Below are 20,059 nucleotides of genomic sequence, written 5' to 3' on the forward strand. Positions count from 1 at the left end.
CTGTAATGAGGCTTTTATCTTCGTGGATAAGTCTTTGAACTCCATTTTAGATTAAATCAGGATCTATGCCGAGCGATCGCAACCGTTCTGCTAATAATTGAGTGCGTCGTTGGGCAAGTTGTGCTTCTTGTTTTGCTTGTTGAGCTTCTTGTTGAGCAAGTTTTTTGTCTTCTTCTAGTGTTAAAAACCGTTGTCCTTGTTGGTTATACCAATACATCCATTCGCGTGGTATGCCTAAATACGTTCCTCGTTCGATGCCAATTCCTAAACCAATTTCTGGTAGCCAAACGGGATTACCATCACGTAATTCATAAGCATTATTAACTAATTTGTAAACTTCTAAACGTGGCTTACGGCGACGAAATGGGTTGTAAACTACATAATACAAAATTCCCAATCTTGCATACTCTGCTTTTTTGGTCGAGTACTCACCGCGATATGTCTGAGATACCACCTCCAGCACTAATAGGGGTAGTTTCTTCTCTTCCCAAAGCACATAACTGGGGCGGAGGTTTTCATCATAAAATCGCTCTACGCCCAGACTCAAAAACCCATCTGGGACTATTGGCGGTAAATCTGGGTCATAATAAATACCCATATCTACACCAAAAAACCAATCCATGCGTTCTGGCCAAGCCATTGCCAGAAGCGCTTTAAGTAAACCGGGAATCAAGTCTTGTAATTCGTTATCCACTGGCGTATCGTCAGAGTCTGGCAGTTCCTCAGATGACGGCAAACAAGCTAATGGATCGTACTTTAGCATGATGGGTTTACTCTTCCTCAGTTATTAGTACATCTTTATTTTATTAATGAATTTTGAGAGCAATTCAGCACATCCTAATTTTATTTGCAAACATCGAGAGTATCAAATCCCCGACTTCTTTAAGAAGTCGGGGATATTTTGCTCATTAGGTATTAGTTTTCCACTTGTTTGAGTTTTTGAAAAATTTCATCAAGTGGCGACTCAGATTCATCAGGACAAAATTCTAAAGCAAGTCGAACTTTTCCTTTTTTCCATCCGAAAGTACTAAATTGCAAAACTTCACAATTTAATCCTTGGGTATACAAATTTACTTCATCTGTTTCTTCTGCTCCAACATATTCCTTAATTGCTGTAATCAAATCACGGACTTTAAAAGTTTTGGCAATATTTAACTTATTAAAAGTGTCTGGTTCTATAGACACAACTTCATCGTGATTTAGTCTCTCGAATCCATCTTCCATAAAAATCTCCTGTCAATAAATCTATATTTTCAGAGATATAACAGTTCGTCCGAAATAAAATGATGATTTTATAGATTTAGTGCTGGTCAAATAAAAATTTAGTAATAATTTGATGTCTGGTAAATTAGCCTATAATTCTCGCGTTACCCCTCCCCAAAGCATCGGCTACGATGTACACACATCTTGGTAATGAAGTGCAAACCCTGGGTTTACCCCCCTTAATCCCCCCTTGCAAAGGGGGGAAATATCCGGTTCTCCCCCTTGGCTAGAGGGGGTGAGAAGGACTTGTGTGTACACCGTAGGAAGAGTTAGAGGGGGTGAAAAGGACTTATCGTAGCCTTAGCAAGGGGCGGGTGGGGCAGTTTTATTTAAACGGTTCTTAGAAAAACCAACCGTAAGAATGCAAACCTTTACCCAAAAGATTTACACCGAGATAGCAAACCCAAACTACAAGCAAGCCGGCAGAGGCTAAAATTGCGGGACGACGCCCTTGCCAACCGCGAGTAATTCTGGCGTGAAGATAGGCGGCGAACACTAACCAAGTGATTAATGCCCAAGTTTCTTTGGGGTCCCAACTCCAGTAGGAACCCCAGGCTTCGTTAGCCCAAACGCCACCGGCAATAATGCCAATTGTCAGCAGGGGAAATCCTAATCCAATGATGCGATAGCTGATGTTATCAAGAGTTTCAGCAAGGCTAAGGCGCTGGGGTGAAAGAGGTTCAGCAGATACTACGGCTTGAGATTCAGGGGTAGTTACTAAATTCAAGACAGCAGTGTTACCGTTACCATTGCCGTTGCTACTAGTTTCAAAACGGGCAAAGCCGTTATTTTCGGCAGAAGGGGCTGATGGTTGAGAAATTAGTTCAGTAGCTTTGTGCAAGCGGTAGCCGTTGCTGCGATAGCCACCAGTACCAACAGAACTGCCTTGTAGTTGGATATTTTGACCACGAGTGACAATCAAAAAAGCGATCGCTAATAATGAACCCACCATCAAAGCAGAATAACTCAACATCATGACGCTGACATGCATCATCAGCCAATTTGACTTCAAGGCAGGTACTAGGGGTTCTGACGCTTGCATCTGCGATGGTAGTGTCATAGTAGCAAAAGCTGCGATCGCCATTGCCACCGGAGCTGTCGCAACTCCTACTAAGCGGCTGCGGCTACTATTTTCAGCAATCAGATGGACGGCGGTAATTCCCCAGGTTAAGAAAAACAGAGATTCGTAGAGATTACTTAAGGGAAAGTAACCAGCTTCGATCCATCGTGCCCCTAGTAGAGTCGCAATGCCCAAATTTGCGATCGCCATCCCAGCTGTCCCCAAAGCGGCTAGATAAGGCAGATTCGGAAAAGCCGCTCCTCCCCAATACACGAGCATTGTTAGGAATAATATGGCAAAGGACGCATTGTCCAGCCAGTTCTGGAGTACAACCAGATTCATAAAGTGTTCTCTCCGTGGATAATTTAAAATATGGAATTTCTGACTGTTCTGATCCTATATGTTTAGAGTGTCATGGGACAGGGGAAATTGGAAATCGGGAATGGGGCATGGGGCATTGGGCATTGGGAAGAGATAAGGAAGAAACTTATTCAATAATTCTCCCTCATCTCCCTCATCTCCCTTATCTAACAGAGTTACTCTTACTGCTTTCTGGAGTAGGCAATGTAGTCGTGTTACTAACTTTTTTGAGTGCAATGAAAATGTCGTAGCGGTTACTGCGACTGTCGCTGACAGCAGATGTCATCCCAATTGAGCGCGTTGCAGCTAGCAAAATTTGTTGATTGGGAATTAGAGTTGGTAGAGGGAAATTTTTCACAGTTCGTTCCACATCCAGGAAAAATTGACCATTTGTCGGATTGGGTTCTGTAGGAACTGTTTCTTGGAAGGGAAGAGTACTAGCTAGTGTGTTGTTAGGTTTGGGGACAATTTTATCAGTGATGGGAGCGCCCACTACTAAGAAAGCGATATCTCCATCTAACCAGCCGTGGGTGGCTGTTAACGTACCATAAGGTGATACCCAATTAACAACGGATTGACCTCCGACTTTCCCTGGTTGCACTTTGAATTGGTATTGATTTTTCATCACTTCATCCAGCTGAGTGATGGATGTTTCAGCCGATTTGCGATTGCTTGTCTGTACCATGAACAGCAAACCCACACGAAAATCATCTGGTGAACCTTGTTTTGGAGTAGTAGGAATCAGTGATAAGGAAAACTCGCCTTTCATCCAACTGAGCAAATCCTTATCTAAATCGAGATCGGTAAGCGATTTTATCCCACCTCTAATCTGTTCTGGTGCGATCGGTGAAAGGGGATTTCTTTGAGACGTTAAAATGTAGTTTCCCCACAACCGCTGTAAATTGCCCCCCGAAAGCATCATTAAAGTTTCTGCTGGTACGCGGTTTTGCATTTTCCCAGCTTTGTTTTCTACCGCCAGCAGTCGTTGACTATTAGGGTTTAACCAAGAAACGCCCTTTAAGCGGATTCCTTCTGGCTCTAAGATCATTGTCCCCGCTAAACCTTGGTTATTTTGTAGTTGAGCCAAGACTTGAGCAGGTAAAGGGCGGTTTGGAGAAGCAGCGGCTATTTTGGCTGCTGCTGGCACATTGACGTAAAATTGGGCAAAGGGTTGGTAGTTGGCGATTTTCGGAAAATTCTCAGCAAAGCCCCCTGTTGTGGCTAGGGATGTTTTATTTTTGTAGGCGTCGATGGCTCGTTCTGTAGCTTTGGGACTATCAGTTATCACTAAAAAACGCCCATCTAGTAATACAGCCGAGAAGTTTTGCCCTGCTTGTCCTTCACTTTGTTTAATGGCGAACCCTTGATAAGTACGGTCAATCCATTTGCCTTGTTTCAGGGTTTTGGGTTGTGCCAAAACCCTTTTGGCGATTTCTGGGTTTTTCACTGGCAATACCATTACCATCGACTGCTGCTCAATAGCAGCATTTTCATTGGTGGTAACTGGTTTGGGTGCAGGTTTATTCCCTGCTGCTGGAGCAAGAATTGCGATCGCAATGTCATTGCCTACCCAAGGAGCAATATCTTTTTGGAAATCGTAACCATTATTAGTCAGAAAGCGATCGCGCAACTGGACTAAATTTTTGTCCAGTTCTGCTTGGGTGTCTTTTGTCCCAAACTCCCGCAATTTCTGCCACTGTTGGGGATCTGTTGTCAGAGAAACCGCAAACAGAGCATCACCAGGAATAATATTTGCACCTACTAGCAAATTCCTGGAAGATGGTTGTCTCTGGGTGAACCAGTATGCTGCACTCCCCGCACCAATCAATAACCCAGCAGCCGAGAGCGTCAGCACCAGAGACGGTTTCTTATTTTTCTTCATTGGAACAGACACAACAGGCAGTGCCATTGAAACCTATACCTCATATTGCAAACTCATTACTTGCTTGATTGGTTAAGTTAACCAAAAAGCTTCTCCTTATTTAGGGCAGTTAACTGCATAAATTTTTCTATTTTAAACTCCGTAATCAACCTTCCCGAATGTTTCAAAAGCAGTGTTTTTGCAGTTAGTTACCTTTTTTAACACGCTTTGTTGAATTTCGCAGGACACTTCCTTGAGACGGTTGCTTCTATCAGGAAGTCTCCGAAAGTTCACATCCGTCATTTTAAGCACTTCGAGGATATAACTAACTTGGGCATTGCTGCAAGTCATCAGCAAGCTACATTACCTTCTATTTACTGAGCTTCTACCTGTGGTATTGACTTTATCTAACCAAGCTCAATTCAGTATGCAAGATTTTGTATGGGCTACCAATCTTACAAATCAGATATGTTGTTGAAATAAACCTATGCCTCAGTATTAATAGTACTCAATTGCATAGGCCCCAAATATTTGGTTAAATAAGGCGAAAAAACTTCATAAATTAATGTTAATGGCTGTCCATGATGCCAAAATAAATAGTGGCGACCCCAAAAAGACCCAGTTACATCAAAACCTGACTGTAGCGCTGATGAGTCACCATAATAAATTCCTCGAACATCCCGATATAACTCTGTGCGAAGACGAGCTAAACTAGCCCAAATTGGTAATGAGCGGTTTTGCAAATACTCATCTACATGACTAGCTTCCCACCACGAGGTGGCATACGCTAATCGCTGACCAGAAGCAGTACGTAGCCATACTTGTCGCCGTAATCGCGGCCCTGGGACAGCTTGGATTAACTCAGGAGCAGCATCCAAGTCCATGCCAATTAATGACATATCAATAACATCTACTTCTACAGGCTCACCTGTGAGCAATTCTAAGTGACGTGTTGGGGAGCCATCACCCAAAAGCATTAGCTGCCAAGCAGGAGCCAGTTGAGTGTGAGGTAAACTTTGTTGAATTATCTCCTCCCCTCCTTGCCAAATCGGAGTGAGGCGATGCCAAGCTGGCGGTAGTGCTAGGTTGTTTGTCGGCGTAAAAGTAATAGTCAATGCTTTTTACAAAACTTCACCTATCTCTATAAAAGCATAAAAAATTAGTACTTTAGCAAGGCTAGTGGTCTATCGCATCAATTTTGATGAGTTTGTAGTAAGCACCTCAGTGCTTAAAAATCCAGGACTAAAGTCCTTACTACGAACTGATTTACCTAGCTAACGTTGCCTAAGAAAAGATTTAAGGGTCAATAGTCTAAGGTTTTTTGACCCTTGACTATTGACCCTATAACTAAACAAGCGAAAATGCGGATGGCGAGACTCGAACTCGCAAGGCAAAGCCACACGCACCTCAAGCGTGCGCGTATACCAATTCCGCCACATCCGCATGGTTTGTCTAAACATAGACTATAGCATAAGAAAATAATTATAGTAAGGTGATATCTAAATTCACTTGCTCAAAAATATAAATTTTCTCAAGGCGGTATCAGGCTGACAGAAATCTAGCAGCGGCACAAGTGATATTAAAAAGGGTAGAGCTACTGTGTTCAGCGGGGTATGCCTACGCAAAAGCCCAGCTTACTAGGCTAGCCAAGACTTACAGCAGCAATGTTGTTAGTGTAGTAAGACCTGTAGAGCCAGCAAGCCTGCAATCTCAAGTTTGCTTAGAATCAGGGTGGCGAATCTCCTGTCATAATTTGAAATAATGCGGAAGCGTTGTTTCAAGTTGGATCAGAGAACATGTCAATCTACTGGTAATGATATCGAAACTAAAAAATGAAGTTTGACAAAATATTAATTGCCAATCGGGGAGAAATCGCCCTTCGCATTCTCCGCGCCTGTGAAGAAATGGGAATTGCGACAGTTGCGGTTCACTCCACTGTTGACCGTAATGCTCTCCACGTCCAACTTGCTGATGAAGCAGTTTGCATTGGCGAACCTGCTAGCAGTAAAAGTTATTTGAATATTCCGAATATTATTGCTGCTGCACTGACGCGCAATGCTACTGCTATTCATCCAGGCTATGGCTTTTTGGCAGAAAATGCCCGGTTTGCGGAAATCTGTGCCGACCATCATATTGCTTTTATCGGCCCAACTCCAGAAGCTATAAAGCTGATGGGGGATAAATCCACTGCAAAAGAAACCATGCAAAAAGCTGGAGTCCCGACAGTACCAGGTAGTGAGGGGTTGGTAGAATCCGAGCAAGAAGGATTAGGATTTGCCAAAGATATTGGCTATCCAGTGATGATCAAAGCCACAGCAGGTGGCGGCGGACGGGGTATGCGCCTAGTTCGTTCTGAAGATGAATTTGTCAAACTTTTTCTTGCAGCCCAAGGGGAAGCGGGAGCAGCTTTTGGGAATTCCGGCGTTTATATCGAAAAATTTATTGAACGTCCCCGACACATCGAATTTCAAATTTTGGCGGATAACTACGGTAATGTTATCCACTTGGGTGAACGCGATTGCTCTATTCAACGCCGGAATCAAAAGCTACTAGAAGAAGCACCAAGTCCGGCTCTCGACCAAGACCTACGCGAGAAAATGGGACAAGCTGCTGTCAAAGCTGCCCAATTCATTAACTACAGTGGGGCGGGTACTATCGAGTTTCTCTTGGATAGATCGGGTAAATTCTACTTTATGGAAATGAACACCCGGATTCAAGTAGAACATCCTGTAACAGAGATGATTACTGGGATAGACTTAGTTGCCGAACAAATCCGTATTGCCCAAGGGGAAAGGCTTAAGCTCACTCAAGAGCAGGTAGTTTTACGGGGTCATGCGATCGAATGCCGGATCAATGCTGAAGACCCCGATCATGACTTTCGCCCTTCCCCCGGAAGGATCAGCGGCTACCTCCCCCCCGGAGGGCCTGGTGTTCGGATTGATTCCCACGTTTACACAGATTACCAAATCCCGCCCTACTACGATTCCTTGATCGGCAAGTTAATTGTTTGGGCACCAGACCGACCTACTGCGATTAACCGGATGAAACGCGCACTCCGGGAATGTGCCATTACTGGACTACCTACTACCATCGGGTTTCATCAAAAAATTATGGAAACTCCACAGTTTTTGCAGGGTAATGTCTATACAAATTTTGTGCAGGAAATGAACGGTTAGGGGAGTGGGAAGGTTACAGGGTATAGGTTACAGGGAACAGGGTTTATAACCTATAACCTGTAACCTAATTTACACGAGATAGCATAGTCAGCAATCCTTGTTGACCTAGCAGAATTTCTCGCAGCAGGCTGAAGATGCCAACCAAAATAATAGGTGTAATGTCTACCCCGCCTATAGGTTGCACTAGCTTTCGCAACGGGATTAAAAATGGTTCAGTCGGCCAAGCTATCAAATTAAAGGGCAAACGATTCAGATCCACTTGCGGATACCAAGTGAGAATGATCCGGAATATAAATAAAAATGTCATCACCCCTAACACAGGGCCAAGAATCCAAGCAGTCAGGTCAACACCAGTCATCGTTTTAAGGTACTATCTGTCTGTAAAGAAAGAAAAAATTTAGGCAACGGCAAGCCATTCGGGTGACGCTCCTGCATCGCTAACGCCAAGTCTCTCTATGGGAAAACCCCCTTGAACCTAGCTCTCCCAAAGGGGGAGAACTGTACTGGCTCATCGCCCTTTGCGACGCCGAATAGCCCGTCGTAGACATCGCTAAAAAATTTGAAGCTTTGTAAAGCACTCTCATCATTATTTTAACCAAATGCTGTCACTTCCTTCTGGAATACAAAAGGAAACACGCTCACGCAGTTAAATCAATGACTAGCAAGAAGGGTTATTAAGTTTGGCAGTTAACGCCCAGAGGCTTCTCAAGAAAGTAATACACTATTAAAATTAGGATGAAGTGTGTAAAAAAAGGTTGAGAAGTATGACGCCTTCTTTAGCAAATTTTCTTTGGAGCCTGCTATGGGGTACTGCAATTGTTGTGATACCCGTTACAGTTGGTCTAATTTTCATTAGCCAAAAAGATAAAATTCAGCGTTCATAATGCTTATGAGAGTTAATTTAACTCTCACAATCGATTGTCTGTCAGCTATCTACATTTATTGCACCAAAAGCAGCATTTTCTGCGACTGGCCGTAATTGTAGATGATAGACATAGGTGTTTTTACTTTTCGGTGAATAGCTTCAGAGCTTCTTTGCCAGAAGCTTTGAAGCTTCAATATATCGTTCCTAATTAGAGTAGTGATTTTAATTGTGACTCGCTAACATAGATTTGATATCGGGAAAACAGCAATGATAAATTTTGGGCTGAACTCAGCCAGTTTTCTGGCTCAGGTAAATTTTGGAGCAAACTCAGCCAGTATTCTAGGAATTTTCCTGGCTGTGGCTGGGGCAGCACTGTATTTTCTCCGCACTGTGCGTCCAGAATTGTCACGGGATCAAGACATTTTTTTTGCCGCAGTCGGCTTGCTCTGCGGCTTTATTCTCGTCTTTCAAGGATGGCGGCTAGACCCGATTCTGCAATTTGGTCAACTGCTTTTAGTTGGTACAACTGTATTTTTTGCAGTTGAAAGTATTCGCCTGCGGAGTATAGCGACCCAGCAAGCAAAGCGCAACACTCCGATTGTGGATGATGAGCGGGAGGTAAGCAGAAACTATTCTTATAACGATCGCAGAAAGTATCAAGCGGAAATGGATGCAGACTTAGATCCATTGCCTTATGAAGACGAGGAGGAACGCCCCGTGCGTGCCCGGATTCGGGGTAGCAGGGATGAGATTTCAACTCGTGATGACTACTACCAGGAGCAACCCCCCCGTCGTTCAGAACGCCGTAACGGCAGCAGTAGTGAAAGACAGGCTCCAGCGGATAGAACACGGCGGCGTACTTCTGGGCGTCCTGTGAATCGGCCTTCTGAAACCTCTGAAGAAGAAAATTGGGGTTCTTCGTCTAGGCAAGTTGATGATTGGGAAACTTCTGGTGGAGAAGTCAGAAAACCTTCTCGCCGCAGTAATAGCGGGCCCCAGCGTCCCGAAAGTCGTGAAGATGATGTTGCTCCTAGACCGAGAAGGCGTCGTCCCACCACTGACTCAACTCCTCGAAGACCGCGCGAAGATGATGATGCGATTCCAACTGATTATGTGCCATACAATCCTATTGAAAAGCCAAATGAAGGGCCAGATAATTCAAACGATTTTGATGACGATATTTAAAACAGTTGGTGTGGAAGTTGGTTTAGAGGCGACGGAAAACAATTGAGGTGGAAAAATTTACGCCTACATTTTGGCTCCAAAGACCAATTCATTGGAGCCTAGTTTTTGGTTTAACAAGTTTGCTTGTATCTTGTGGTTCTAACGATATTCCTATAGGGCCTACTTCCCTCAACAGTCGCTACACCGAGGAGCAACCTGTTTTGAGCGGAAATGGGCGCTTTTTAGCGTTTGTATCGAATCGGAATGGTAATCAGCAGCTACTAATGTACGATTTGGAGAGGCAATTGTTTATTCGCACACCGGGGATCAACCGAGCAGAGACAATTGCCGAAAGTCCTAGCTTAAGCTACACCGGGCGTTATATTGCTTATCTTACTAGTGATCAAGGTAGAGCAGTGGTGGCGCTTTACGATCGCGCTACGCAACAGTCGCAAATCGTTACACCAACCTATCGCGGCTGGGTCAGAAAACCAAATATTAGCCCAGATGGACGTTATGTTGTCTTTGAAACCGCTATCCGTGGTCAGTGGGATATTGAAGTCCTAGATCGGGGGCCAAATATTGAGTTAGATATTCCCAATGGTGCAACTGTAAGTTCACCTCCGTAGAAGAGAGGGAGCAGGGGAAGCAGGGGAAGCAGGGGGAGAAAGAATAACTAATGCCCAATGCCCAATGCCCAATGCCCCATGCCCAATGCCCAATGCCCAATGCCCAATGCCCAATATATGAAACGTGTTTTTTTTATACCTATATTTTTATGCTCCAGTTTACTGACTGGGTGTTTTGGCTACCCTCGTCTTTTGAGTTATCCCTTTGATCCGGGGGGTCGGAGTCTCAATAGTTTAGCGTCGGAATTAAACCCCCAGATTTCTGGGAGATACATTGTTTTTATTACTGACCGACGGGGTAGCCAAGATGTTTATATGTTTGATACGGTAACTCGTAATTTGGTTGATTTGCCAGGTTTAAACTCCCTTGATGCGATCGCAAATCATCCTAGTGTTTCACAAGATGGTCGTTATGTTGTGTTTGCAGCTAGTCGTCAGGGGCGATCGGCTATTTTTCTCTACGACAGGGAAACACGCCAATCACGAAATATGACTTCTAACCTGCAAGCAGAAGTCCGTAACCCTACAATTAGCGCTGACGGTAGTAGGATTGCTTTTGAATCTAGTAACAACGGGCAGTGGGATGTTTTAGTATATGACCGTTTTGGACGGCCGTTGAATATACCTCAAGAACCGCGTTGAAGAATGGAGACTGGGGAATGGGGAGTCGGGAGTGGTGAAAGAAAATTCCCTATTCCCTACTCCCTATTCCCTATTCCCTAATTCTTGTTGCACAGATTCAATGAGCGATCGCACTTGTTGCGTCCCCTCAGAAGCTTCAAATGATAGGGGGAATTTACCTCGACATAACATCCGCAAACCGAGGGGTGCAAGACTGAGTAATCCTTTTAAATCTCGAAAATAATTACCGACGACTTGTAAACCAAATTGACGTTCATCAATCCAACCACCTTCTTTAACCAAATCTATCAATACCTTCCGGTGACGAATTGAGCGACTGTCGCTGGCTTCTTTCTGAGTAAGAATTTCTTGTTTAATTTTGGTGATTTGTTCTAATGGTGCAACTTCCATTGGACAAACTGAATCGCAATATAAACAACGGGTACAACCCCATACACCTTTAGTACCTTCGTTGTAGCTTTCTAAGCGATTTTCGGTATCGCTATCGCGGGAATCTTCTACCATCCGGTAAGCTTTCGCAAGGGCATGAGGCCCTACAAAGTCTGGATTAACTTCACGAGCGTTGCATTCAGAGTAACAAGCACCGCACATAATACAGTTACCAGTTTGATCGAGACGCGATCGCTCTTGTGGTGTTTGCAAAAACTCTCTTTCTGGTACTTGTCGTGCTGCCGTACTCACATAAGGAGCAACTGCCTCTAGATTATTCCAGAAACTGCTCATATCTACAACCAAATCTTTAATCACGGGCATATTACCGAGAGGAGCGATCGTGATTTCGCCAATGGCATTTACTTTACTTTGGGATGATGGTATTTGTTGTAATCTGGCAAGTTCACTGCCAACATTTTCTTTACAAGCTAAAGCCGAACGCCCATTAATTCGCATCGCACAGCTACCACAAATGGTATTGCGGCAATTTTTGCGAAATGCTAAAGTTCCATCTTGCTCCCACTTAATATGATTGAGGCAATCCAAGATTGTATTACCTGGTTCTGCCTCCACAAGGTAGGTTTGCACAACAGGGGAGGAATTTTGTTGCTGTCGAATTACCTTAAAAATAACTTTCATTACCACTAACCAAAATTTTAAAATTGCTTCACCAGGCTCGAAAATCATCAGTCAAGGTAGGTAATTGCGAAAAGTGAGCTATACTCTTTTTGCCTTAATTCAAACCCTGGTGTTAATATGCTGACGATTAAAGAGGCACTGATTCTAGTTTAAGGATAACCATTAAAATTTTAGTTGTAGCAGCCCTGTAGGCAAGATTTTTGTCAAATTCTAAGATAAAACGCCAAAAATGTAATCGCAGCTTTCCATTGAATTTATCTGTTTGGCAATGTAAAGGAAAGAGGGTTTGCAGGTAGAGGGACTTAGGTTCATCTCTGAACTAGCGATCATATCCAAATTAAATGCATGTCAGGTTAGCAACACATCTTGATGTCAACTTGAGTCCAGCAGTCTCGGTTGGAAAATTTTAGCTTCGGTAACCCTTGACGGAATTTTTTGATTATATAGAAGTGTAAAAGCCCATGTTCAACATATAGTAGTGACAATCAAGCGCTAGGCATCTGTTAAGAGACTTATTATTCCCATAGACAGACGTGCAAAATCCTCTGATCACTTTTGACCTTAGGATAATAATCCGAAGACAAATCCTCACCACTTTCAAAGAAAAGTTAGAGCAGTGGGAAACCCGGACACGCGAGACTTTTTGCTTTTTGGCTGACTCTCAATCAAGAAAATCTTGGATTTAACTCATTGGTCAAAACTGCTCGTCTCAATTACATAAATTTTTATAAAAGCCAGATGGCAATACTCACGCTTGCAATAAAGGGTTAGTAAAATCGCCACTGCTTTTTTCAACTTTCAAGTCCAGGAATTTAAATAAAAATTTACCAGCAACTTTAATTCAAAATTAAACAACTATTTTGCTATTATTAGTCCATGCTAGTATTTAATATAAAATTACGAAGTGACAAAACCAGAATTAATAGCCGTATCAGCGCGGCTACTACTGCTTTGTTGATTCGTAATGTAGAGACAAGAAAATTCGCGTCTCTACTGGCAGGAGAAAAGGGCTTATGCCCGTAGGACTCTATTGAAATACTATGCTGTCCAAAGCTTGAGAGGACGAGTGGAGAAAACTCTACTTGCTCATTGGCAATAAAGACAAGCACTGAAAGTGAAAAACCTGCAATTTCTTAGGTCTACGACTTATTTGCAGTAGAACCTACCCAATTTGTAAAGGTGGCTGAAAGTTACACCGCTACAGTAGCGCCAAAGGAGAAAATAGTTTTCTTTCTGATGGCGAATAATGGTTAAAAGTGCCGTAACATCACCAAAATAAATGTCTGTGGCAACTATGGCCTCTAGTTGGTTGTGGACAACCATAATAGAAGTGCTTTTGGCTCCTATCGGCAGGAATTCACCCTTTACACTAGGGTCTTAAGTAGCTCTATGCAAATGCTAAAAAGCTAAATGCTGGCATAAGACTACATCGTTTATCAGTTTGGAGAGAGTAAGGAAAATTTGAGCATAATGACTGAAACTGCAACCGCGCCATTAACCGGAAAAGCACTACTTGCTAAAGTAAAAGAACTTTCCACTTTACCACGCCGAGAAAGAGCTAAACAGTGCGGCTATTACACTGTTACTAAGAATAACCAGGTTCGTGTCAATCTCACCGATTTTTATGACGCTTTGCTATCTGCTAGAGGAATTCCTCTAAGTCCAGAAGCACCTAAAGATGGCCGTGGTCGTGAACCGACCTATCGGGTTAGTGTCCATCAAAATGGTCAGATTGTGATTGGTGCTACATATACCAAAGCAATGGGTTTAAAGCCTGGAGATGAGTTTGAAATTAGACTGGGATACAAACATATTCACTTAATTCAACTCGGTGAAACTGATAAAAAACTGACCTCACAAGATATAGACTCTGACGAATCAGACGAGGATTTGGAAGACGAAGAGTAAATTTGCTGATGGTAGGGATAAGTTTCAGGTGATGAAAACTTCTCCTTACCCTAATAGCAAACTGGTAGCTCTGTTGAGAGAATTTTGTCCCAGTTAAAAAATACGATTAGACTCCTTGCAGAAGTCACCAAGTTTAGTAGAGTCTTGATTAATCAGCAAGAAATCTATAATGCAAGAAGTCTATCGTGTTTTTTTGTTTATTTTGATAACTTTCTTTGAGCCTTCGGTCAACGCCTTACTAGCATTTATGGAAAATGCACCAGCACTAGTTATAGTGATGGCATTTTTTGTTTGCTGGATAGTTTGCTGGTTGCCAGTAGCAGCAGTATCAGCAATATTGCTTAATTGGCAACCTTTTAAACCTTTGCAGCCAGAGCAAAAGATGCCGTTATTGGTGTCACTTTACCTATTAGCTCCCCTGATTCTTTGGGGAGTTATTTGGCTGACTAATAAATCTTTTTCAGATTACGGTTTTGTTAGCAATCTTTCAACTCTTACTTCTTTAGCAATAGGTTTCGGTTTGGGAGTGGTGAGCCTAGCTATTGTATTTAGTGGGCAGTTCTGGTTAGGTTGGTGTTATTTTGAAAAGACGAATTTCAAGTTACTACTACCTATCTTGCTACCGATTTTCTTGATAGCGTTGTTAGTCGGTGGGATAGAAGAGTTAGTTTTTCGCGGTTTCCTGTTCACTGAATTAGCGCAGGATTACCCAGTTTGGGTAGCAGCAGTAATTTCTAGCTTGATTTTTGCCTTGCTACACCTGGTTTGGGAACAACGCGAAACAGCACCGCAACTCCCTGGATTGTGGCTGATGGGAATGGTGCTGGTGTTGGCACGCTTTGCCGCGAGCGGTAATTTGGGTTTAGCTTGGGGATTGCACGCGGGATGGGTATGGGCGATCGCTACTCTAGATACAGCAGAATTAATTAATTACACAGGTAAAGCCTCTGATTGGTTTACAGGTAAGAATAAAAAACCCCTAGCTGGTTTGGCGGGAATTATTTGTGTATTGGGAACTGGAGTAATTATCTGGTTATTTTCTAAGTATTTTTAATTTTGCATCGAAGATTTACGTCAACTACCCAAATCCCCGACTTCTTTGAGAAGTCGGGGATCTAAATCTATCTTTAGGACTAAAAACCAATACGCTTGGGTTAAGCGCTACTTGTACAAAATCGTGGGTTTTTGAGACGCGATAAATCGCCGTCTCTACAAGTGTTTTGGTTTTATCTGAACTGTATTGGACTAAAAACTACTGATTCCTTCTGATTCTGTCGATTTCTCGTTGTAATTCTTCAATTTGACGGCGTAAAGTTTCTGTTTGATTTTCGGAAGATTCTGCTGGAACATTAACTGCTCCTGAAGCAGGCGATCGCTGATAATTTCCTCGGCGGATTTGCTGATATTCTTCGGATACTGCCCACGCCCGTAAATAATGCAAGCGTTCAACAGGGAAAGGATGGCTCAACATCGTACCCTGAGCGCCATTGTAGATCAAGAATTTATATATCTGATTCAGTCCATCTTCATCAAGTGCCTGATAATTTTCTGACTGCTTGATAAATTCTTGTAAACTACACTCATTGGCATATTTGTGACTACCGCCAGAGAGTTTCATCATCGTTAACATTACAGGATTCAAGTCATCCACAACTAGTAGTGCGGCACGATCTGACGATAACTCCGCTTTCCGCCGCCACTCAAAAAAAGCATAAATTAAGCCTTGTGTGACAATATTACCGAGGCCGAAGGTCAATTCTCCCAAGGCGGAAGCAGCACTCATCGCCCACATCGCCATTTGAATTAAAATAGTATGACCACATTTAATATGCCCCAATTCATGGGCTAACACCACCCGAATCTCGGCTTCATCTAGTAAGTCTAGTATCCCTGTATTTATGACTATCCCTCTTCTGTCACTTTCCGGGAAAGTGATCGCTAGAAGCCTCATGAGGCAATCAATACAAGCTATACTATTAGAAAAAAATAGGACTTGTATTTGTTATTAGAAAATAATCGCGCAATCGCTTGTTATACAAAAGCTCTAGATTTTAGAAAAGGCAAATGTTTTCGGAGAGTGACAGAAGAGGGCTATGTAAGGATTTTCTTGCCCCAGCGCATAGCTATTTGCTTGGGGATCTTGCGAGACAAACAGTGTAGGTTCTGGGTAAATGTCCAAATCTCGGACGCATTCCCGAAACATTTGGTAAATAGTGGAATATTGACGCGGCCCGACTTGGATGGTGTTACCCATTAGATAGACTAATTGAGGGCGTTCGTAGATAAATTCCACAAATTTGCGAGCGATTAAATCAAATCCCGGTAAATTTCGTAAAGCTTGCTCGGCTTGGCGATCTAGTGGATGCCTGAAGGCTTCGCTGGAAATTCCTGTGTAAGTTGGCATAATTCAGGGTATTGGGTGATTGGTCATTAGTCATTAGTCATTGGTCATTGGTCATTAGTTTTGGATCAATGACAAAGAACAAAGGACAAAGGACAAATGACAAGATAATAGAAATGGGGCAATTGGAAGTAAAAGTCACTTTGTATGGAATTAAAAGCGTGTGATTGAGGCAGAAGTTCATTTGTCACTACATAACTTTTTGCGATCGCAAGCGGGGTTCCCTTCCTGGCCCCATCATTTGACGATGGCACGGTTGGTAGCACGCGCCTTGCGCCTGGGACGTAGCGCCCTAATTCAAGTCGGGGCGGTTTGTGGCTATCAAGGGCGGTATCGTACTAGTTTCGTAGCATCAGCCCTAATGTGGCATGGCCCTGTAATTATTGTTGCTCAAGAAGCGGTGCAGCAACTTCTGCTGCGGGTGGAAATTCCCCGTCTACAGCAGTGGCTACCAGCTAATAAATCGATTAGAACAGGTGACGCTTGGCCTGGTGCTGAGTTTCAAGGGCTACTGCTGACCTCCCCAGAAGCTTGGTTAACAGGACAATTTGCTGGTGGCGATCGCTTTCCTCAAGGCATTCCTACAATTATTGATGGGGTAGATGATCTCGAAGATTGGGTGCGTCATCAACTTACCCAAGATATTCAACCCGATGATTGGGATCAACTCATGCTGGCTTGCCCAAACGAAGTTGAGGCAATTCGCGAAGCACGCATACAACTGACACACGAACTTTTTCAGCATCCTGCAAATCCATATCAGTGCTATCTAATTTCCCAGCCAGAAATAGAAATTTTGAGTCGTCTCTATTCTGCTTTAGAGTCATTAGAAGCATTGCCAGAACCTTGGAAGAATTTCTGGCAACAATTTCAAACCCTTAACGAAAATCTTTCCCCCTCATCTCCCCCTCCTCTCTTCTGGGCAACTATTGCCCATCGACAAGGTTTATTTTCTTTGCATTACGCCCCAATGGATTTAGGGGAAATACTCTCGCCTATTTGGCAGCGACAACCAGTAGTTTTAATTGGTAGCGCCATCGAACCGGAAACTGAGGCTCCTCTTTTCCGACAGCGCCTGGGTTTGGATGATTTAACTTGTCTAAAGTTCTCTTCGGAGAGTCAAGCGGAAGCAATTCAACTGTATGTACCCTATAAATTGCCTCTACCTAACACACCAGAATTTCAAGCGGCATTTATTCACAAAGTCCGCACACTGGTTTGTCTAAGTGCTACAGCACCAGGATTGACAGTTGTTTTGGTTGGAGATGTACCACTCAAATCTCAAGTTGCGACAATTCTGGCTTCAGAGTTCGGTTCGCGGGTGCAAGTAGAAAAAACTTGTTTAGATGAGAATGGTATTTTAATTAGTGGTTGGGAATTTTGGCGAGAACATCAACGAGTCTTGCCAGCACCCCATCTATTAATCATTGCTACTTTGCCCCTACCATCTTTGGAAAATCCCCTGGTAGCTGGTAGGGTAGCTCTTTATAAGCGATCGCATCAAGATTGGTTTCGTTTATATTTGTTGCCAGCTGCTTTGAATGAATTACAACGCGCGATCGCTCCAGTCCGAGAAAGTCAAGGGATCGTAGCTTTGCTTGATAGTCGTGTAGTTAACCGTAGCTACGGCGCTCAAATTCTCGCTGCCTTAAGTCCTTTAGCACGCATTAACTATCTTGATCCCAGTCTGTTTTCCAATACAGATGAGGAAAATTCCGCCTAAAGTTCAGTTATCAATGCCCAATGCCCAATTTAAATTTTGTCAACCAAAGTGCGATCGTCTAAAAGCAAGCACTATTATCAGCTTATAGAAGGTGATGTAATTTATCGCCTCTCTATAGCCATGATTCCTGGCAAAATAAATTTAGAACCTAAATAGAATTTGAGTTGCTGATTATGGGTGAAGCAAAGCGTCGTAAAAGCACACTGGGAGAAACATACGGTCAAGATACTCGCATCTTGTCTTGGGTTCCGATCACAAAAACTCAAGGCGAACAATTTGTCACGTGGACTACTCGTGGTGCCTGGATAGGCATTGGTCTTATGGTCGTAGGATGGGCAACTATCCGTTTTATCGGCCCAGCTTTTGGTTGGTGGCAAGTAGTCTACTAATACTCTCACCCCTAAAAGGGGTGAGATTTTTCAAATAATTTGCAATTGAATTAGTTGAAGATTTATACCCAAACAGGTAAAAACCGCTAATTTGACAATTTGGTATGGTTGTTTGCCAAGAATTACGAATTAGTTAATCTAGTATTTAATATTAAACAATTATTCAATTTGAATAATCAATCAAAATATATTATATATTGCGTCAAATTTGGCAAAACTAAATTAAGATAAAAATCTTTACAAATTCTCATCCTTTGGTTAGTACAACTTTTTGAGGATAATCCCAAAATAGTTATAAATATTGCCTAAATGGCAACATAACTCTGCTGAGTTTAGGTATTGTCAGTGTTGAGTTGATCCATCCTGGAGTTTACACTTACACTTGTCTATAAAACACGTAACCAAGTAGTATTAAGCACGATTTTCTAGTTTTAAGTACTTAATTTCAAATTCACATTGTCATTTGCTCAACTCTATACGTACAGGAGAAACGAATTTGGTATACCGAATCATTTGTCCATACCAAAATTTACGTTAGGAAGAGAATAGATTAAACATCTAAACAAAACTAACTATAACGATGCAAAACTACGCCATAGCATCTACTAACGGTAAATTGGGCTGCACGTAGCCAATAAAGACGAAATATGTAGCTTTTCTGTAGTTGACTAGTGCTAGATTTAAGTTACTCTTAAAGCGGATCGTTTCTTGCAAGAATCTACCCTGACAGAAGTGTATAAAGATATGATTAAATTTAGCAATTCTGTCCGAGATTTTGTATTTGCAAACTGAATAGTTTGATACGGCCCTCAAAACCCCGATACACTACCCTAAACAAGGTAGTCAATTAACGACTCAATATCATCTGTCTAGTAATTGTATTGAATAGTTTACAATACCAGTGGATGAGAAAATCTAAAGAAAATATAAAAGAAACTCAAACGACTGTGGTGTCTGGAGGACAAAAGTGTTTCTGAGACTAGCACATCAACATCGACAATTCGTCCAAGACTTGGTAATGAACCTGCAAGCCTTGGCGGTTGTTTTAGAGCGGCGCGGGTATCCTGCGTCCTGCTACACCTGTGGCGACCAAATGAATAGTGCATCGTTTATGGTTAGCTTGGGTGATAACCATCTAATTCGGTTTTTAGTGTCCGATTATGGGATTACTTGGACAGAAATGCGGGATGACCGCGAATTAATGAAGCTAGAAGGTGCAGAAGCAATTAGCCAGTTAGATGAATTGGCTAATCTTGTCAAGCAATCTATGCAAACTGATACAGGCTCTAAAACTCTTGCTAAGAAGTATTAAGGTTCTAAGGCTTGATGGCAAATTCAAAATTGATTATTAGTAACTGGTAATCGGTATGGTGGCTTAGTTAGCGATCGCTCTTACTATTCCTCATTACCATTAGGTGATTGGCTCATGGTTGGCCCATCGCATATTTTTGTATCTGCCATAACCTCACGAGCCGGATTTTTAGCCTTTAGCTGGAAGGTGTTAAAAGAGAAAGTCATCCTTTGGCACAGGTGAGGAACTATAAACA

General features: G+C 42.6%; 18 protein-coding genes, 1 tRNA gene and 1 pseudogene. 10 read left to right on the top strand and 10 right to left on the bottom strand.

Annotated elements, in window-relative coordinates:
* Positions 1–46 precede the first annotated feature (46 nt).
* The 6 genes from HUN01_RS17960 to HUN01_RS17985 all read right to left on the bottom strand — a co-directional run bounded on the left by HUN01_RS17960 (position 47) and on the right by HUN01_RS17985 (position 5,987).
* Entirely contained in the window at positions 47–763 is a 717-nt protein-coding gene (locus tag HUN01_RS17960) for a Uma2 family endonuclease (RefSeq protein WP_181932394.1), read from the bottom strand.
* Positions 764–915: 152 nt separating this feature from the next.
* Positions 916–1,224, bottom strand: a complete 309-nt coding sequence (locus HUN01_RS17965) for a KGK domain-containing protein (protein ID WP_181932395.1) — start codon at positions 1,222–1,224, stop codon at positions 916–918.
* 379 nt (positions 1,225–1,603) lie between these two features.
* Positions 1,604–2,665 carry a c-type cytochrome biogenesis protein CcsB gene (gene ccsB, locus HUN01_RS17970; protein ID WP_181932396.1) on the bottom strand — a complete coding sequence of 354 codons (1,062 nt, stop codon included), beginning with the start codon at positions 2,663–2,665 and terminating at the stop codon, positions 1,604–1,606.
* A gap of 181 nt (positions 2,666–2,846) precedes the next feature.
* Complete coding sequence (locus HUN01_RS17975) at positions 2,847–4,592, bottom strand: DUF3352 domain-containing protein (protein ID WP_181932397.1); 1,746 nt, start codon at positions 4,590–4,592, stop codon at positions 2,847–2,849.
* A gap of 437 nt (positions 4,593–5,029) precedes the next feature.
* The gene (locus tag HUN01_RS17980; protein ID WP_181932398.1) at positions 5,030–5,659 is read right to left on the bottom strand and encodes a chorismate lyase; all 630 of its coding nucleotides are present in this window, start codon (positions 5,657–5,659) and stop codon (positions 5,030–5,032) included.
* A 247-nt stretch (positions 5,660–5,906) separates the two neighbouring features.
* Positions 5,907–5,987, bottom strand: a tRNA-Leu gene (locus tag HUN01_RS17985).
* Between the two features lie 389 nt (positions 5,988–6,376).
* Between HUN01_RS17985 and accC the strand changes: the two genes are divergently transcribed.
* Entirely contained in the window at positions 6,377–7,720 is a 1,344-nt protein-coding gene (accC, locus tag HUN01_RS17990; protein WP_069074045.1) for an acetyl-CoA carboxylase biotin carboxylase subunit, read from the top strand.
* A 64-nt stretch (positions 7,721–7,784) separates the two neighbouring features.
* On the opposite strand, the gene HUN01_RS17995 is transcribed toward accC, so the two are convergent.
* Positions 7,785–8,078: a YggT family protein gene (locus HUN01_RS17995; RefSeq protein ID WP_181932399.1), complete on the bottom strand. Its 294-nt coding sequence runs from the start codon at positions 8,076–8,078 to the stop codon at positions 7,785–7,787.
* A gap of 406 nt (positions 8,079–8,484) precedes the next feature.
* Between HUN01_RS17995 and psbX the strand changes: the two genes are divergently transcribed.
* The 4 genes from psbX to HUN01_RS18015 all read left to right on the top strand — a co-directional run bounded on the left by psbX (position 8,485) and on the right by HUN01_RS18015 (position 11,020).
* Complete coding sequence (gene psbX / locus HUN01_RS18000; protein WP_012412183.1) at positions 8,485–8,604, top strand: photosystem II reaction center X protein; 120 nt, start codon at positions 8,485–8,487, stop codon at positions 8,602–8,604.
* A 248-nt stretch (positions 8,605–8,852) separates the two neighbouring features.
* Entirely contained in the window at positions 8,853–9,770 is a 918-nt protein-coding gene (locus HUN01_RS18005; protein WP_181932400.1) for a Ycf66 family protein, read from the top strand.
* A gap of 47 nt (positions 9,771–9,817) precedes the next feature.
* The gene (locus HUN01_RS18010) at positions 9,818–10,378 is read left to right on the top strand and encodes a TolB family protein (RefSeq protein ID WP_181932401.1); all 561 of its coding nucleotides are present in this window, start codon (positions 9,818–9,820) and stop codon (positions 10,376–10,378) included.
* 117 nt (positions 10,379–10,495) lie between these two features.
* Positions 10,496–11,020 carry a TolB family protein gene (locus HUN01_RS18015; protein ID WP_181932726.1) on the top strand — a complete coding sequence of 175 codons (525 nt, stop codon included), beginning with the start codon at positions 10,496–10,498 and terminating at the stop codon, positions 11,018–11,020.
* A gap of 63 nt (positions 11,021–11,083) precedes the next feature.
* Here HUN01_RS18015 and HUN01_RS18020 read toward each other — a convergent pair whose 3' ends face one another.
* Positions 11,084–12,091, bottom strand: a complete 1,008-nt coding sequence (locus HUN01_RS18020; protein WP_181932727.1) for a succinate dehydrogenase/fumarate reductase iron-sulfur subunit — start codon at positions 12,089–12,091, stop codon at positions 11,084–11,086.
* Positions 12,092–13,561: 1,470 nt separating this feature from the next.
* Between HUN01_RS18020 and HUN01_RS18025 the strand changes: the two genes are divergently transcribed.
* Both HUN01_RS18025 and HUN01_RS18030 read left to right on the top strand, forming a co-directional pair.
* Positions 13,562–13,999 (top strand): AbrB family transcriptional regulator, encoded by a 438-nt coding sequence (locus tag HUN01_RS18025; protein WP_069074038.1) that lies wholly within the window; start codon positions 13,562–13,564, stop codon positions 13,997–13,999.
* A 169-nt stretch (positions 14,000–14,168) separates the two neighbouring features.
* Positions 14,169–15,053, top strand: a complete 885-nt coding sequence (locus HUN01_RS18030; protein ID WP_181932402.1) for a CPBP family intramembrane glutamic endopeptidase — start codon at positions 14,169–14,171, stop codon at positions 15,051–15,053.
* A 198-nt stretch (positions 15,054–15,251) separates the two neighbouring features.
* On the opposite strand, the pseudogene HUN01_RS36605 reads toward HUN01_RS18030, so the two are convergent.
* A pseudogene (locus HUN01_RS36605) lies at positions 15,252–16,403 on the bottom strand (M48 family metallopeptidase).
* Between the two features lie 160 nt (positions 16,404–16,563).
* Between HUN01_RS36605 and HUN01_RS18045 the strand changes: the two are divergent.
* The 3 genes from HUN01_RS18045 to HUN01_RS18055 all read left to right on the top strand — a co-directional run bounded on the left by HUN01_RS18045 (position 16,564) and on the right by HUN01_RS18055 (position 19,824).
* On the top strand, positions 16,564–18,123 hold the full coding sequence (locus HUN01_RS18045; RefSeq protein WP_181932403.1) for a helicase C-terminal domain-containing protein: 1,560 nt from the start codon (positions 16,564–16,566) through the stop codon (positions 18,121–18,123).
* Positions 18,124–18,296: 173 nt separating this feature from the next.
* On the top strand, positions 18,297–18,512 hold the full coding sequence (locus HUN01_RS18050) for a DUF2839 domain-containing protein (RefSeq protein ID WP_069074035.1): 216 nt from the start codon (positions 18,297–18,299) through the stop codon (positions 18,510–18,512).
* A gap of 967 nt (positions 18,513–19,479) precedes the next feature.
* Entirely contained in the window at positions 19,480–19,824 is a 345-nt protein-coding gene (locus HUN01_RS18055; RefSeq protein ID WP_069074034.1) for a DUF1815 family protein, read from the top strand.
* Between the two features lie 83 nt (positions 19,825–19,907).
* Here HUN01_RS18055 and HUN01_RS36130 read toward each other — a convergent pair whose 3' ends face one another.
* Positions 19,908–20,030 (bottom strand): hypothetical protein, encoded by a 123-nt coding sequence (locus HUN01_RS36130; RefSeq protein ID WP_257798517.1) that lies wholly within the window; start codon positions 20,028–20,030, stop codon positions 19,908–19,910.
* Positions 20,031–20,059: the final 29 nt, after the last annotated feature.

The organism is Nostoc edaphicum CCNP1411, assembly GCF_014023275.1.
GTDB classification, from domain to species: Bacteria; Cyanobacteriota; Cyanobacteriia; order Cyanobacteriales; family Nostocaceae; genus Nostoc; species Nostoc edaphicum_A.

What these genes read in the sequence shown, in the direction of transcription:
- ccsB (WP_181932396.1), bottom strand. Translation starts at nt 2,665, where the DNA reads ATGAATCTGGTTGTACTCCAGAACTGGCTGGACAATGCGTCCTTTGCC.
- HUN01_RS18030 (WP_181932402.1), top strand. Translation starts at nt 14,169, where the DNA reads ATGCAAGAAGTCTATCGTGTTTTTTTGTTTATTTTGATAACTTTCTTT.
- HUN01_RS17995 (WP_181932399.1), bottom strand. Translation starts at nt 8,078, where the DNA reads ATGACTGGTGTTGACCTGACTGCTTGGATTCTTGGCCCTGTGTTAGGG.
- HUN01_RS17965 (WP_181932395.1), bottom strand. Translation starts at nt 1,224, where the DNA reads ATGGAAGATGGATTCGAGAGACTAAATCACGATGAAGTTGTGTCTATA.
- HUN01_RS18050 (WP_069074035.1), top strand. Translation starts at nt 18,297, where the DNA reads ATGGGTGAAGCAAAGCGTCGTAAAAGCACACTGGGAGAAACATACGGT.
- HUN01_RS17960 (WP_181932394.1), bottom strand. Translation starts at nt 763, where the DNA reads ATGCTAAAGTACGATCCATTAGCTTGTTTGCCGTCATCTGAGGAACTG.
- HUN01_RS18025 (WP_069074038.1), top strand. Translation starts at nt 13,562, where the DNA reads ATGACTGAAACTGCAACCGCGCCATTAACCGGAAAAGCACTACTTGCT.
- HUN01_RS18015 (WP_181932726.1), top strand. Translation starts at nt 10,496, where the DNA reads ATGAAACGTGTTTTTTTTATACCTATATTTTTATGCTCCAGTTTACTG.
- HUN01_RS18020 (WP_181932727.1), bottom strand. Translation starts at nt 12,091, where the DNA reads ATGAAAGTTATTTTTAAGGTAATTCGACAGCAACAAAATTCCTCCCCT.
- psbX (WP_012412183.1), top strand. Translation starts at nt 8,485, where the DNA reads ATGACGCCTTCTTTAGCAAATTTTCTTTGGAGCCTGCTATGGGGTACT.
- HUN01_RS36130 (WP_257798517.1), bottom strand. Translation starts at nt 20,030, where the DNA reads ATGACTTTCTCTTTTAACACCTTCCAGCTAAAGGCTAAAAATCCGGCT.
- HUN01_RS18005 (WP_181932400.1), top strand. Translation starts at nt 8,853, where the DNA reads ATGATAAATTTTGGGCTGAACTCAGCCAGTTTTCTGGCTCAGGTAAAT.
- HUN01_RS17975 (WP_181932397.1), bottom strand. Translation starts at nt 4,592, where the DNA reads ATGGCACTGCCTGTTGTGTCTGTTCCAATGAAGAAAAATAAGAAACCG.
- accC (WP_069074045.1), top strand. Translation starts at nt 6,377, where the DNA reads ATGAAGTTTGACAAAATATTAATTGCCAATCGGGGAGAAATCGCCCTT.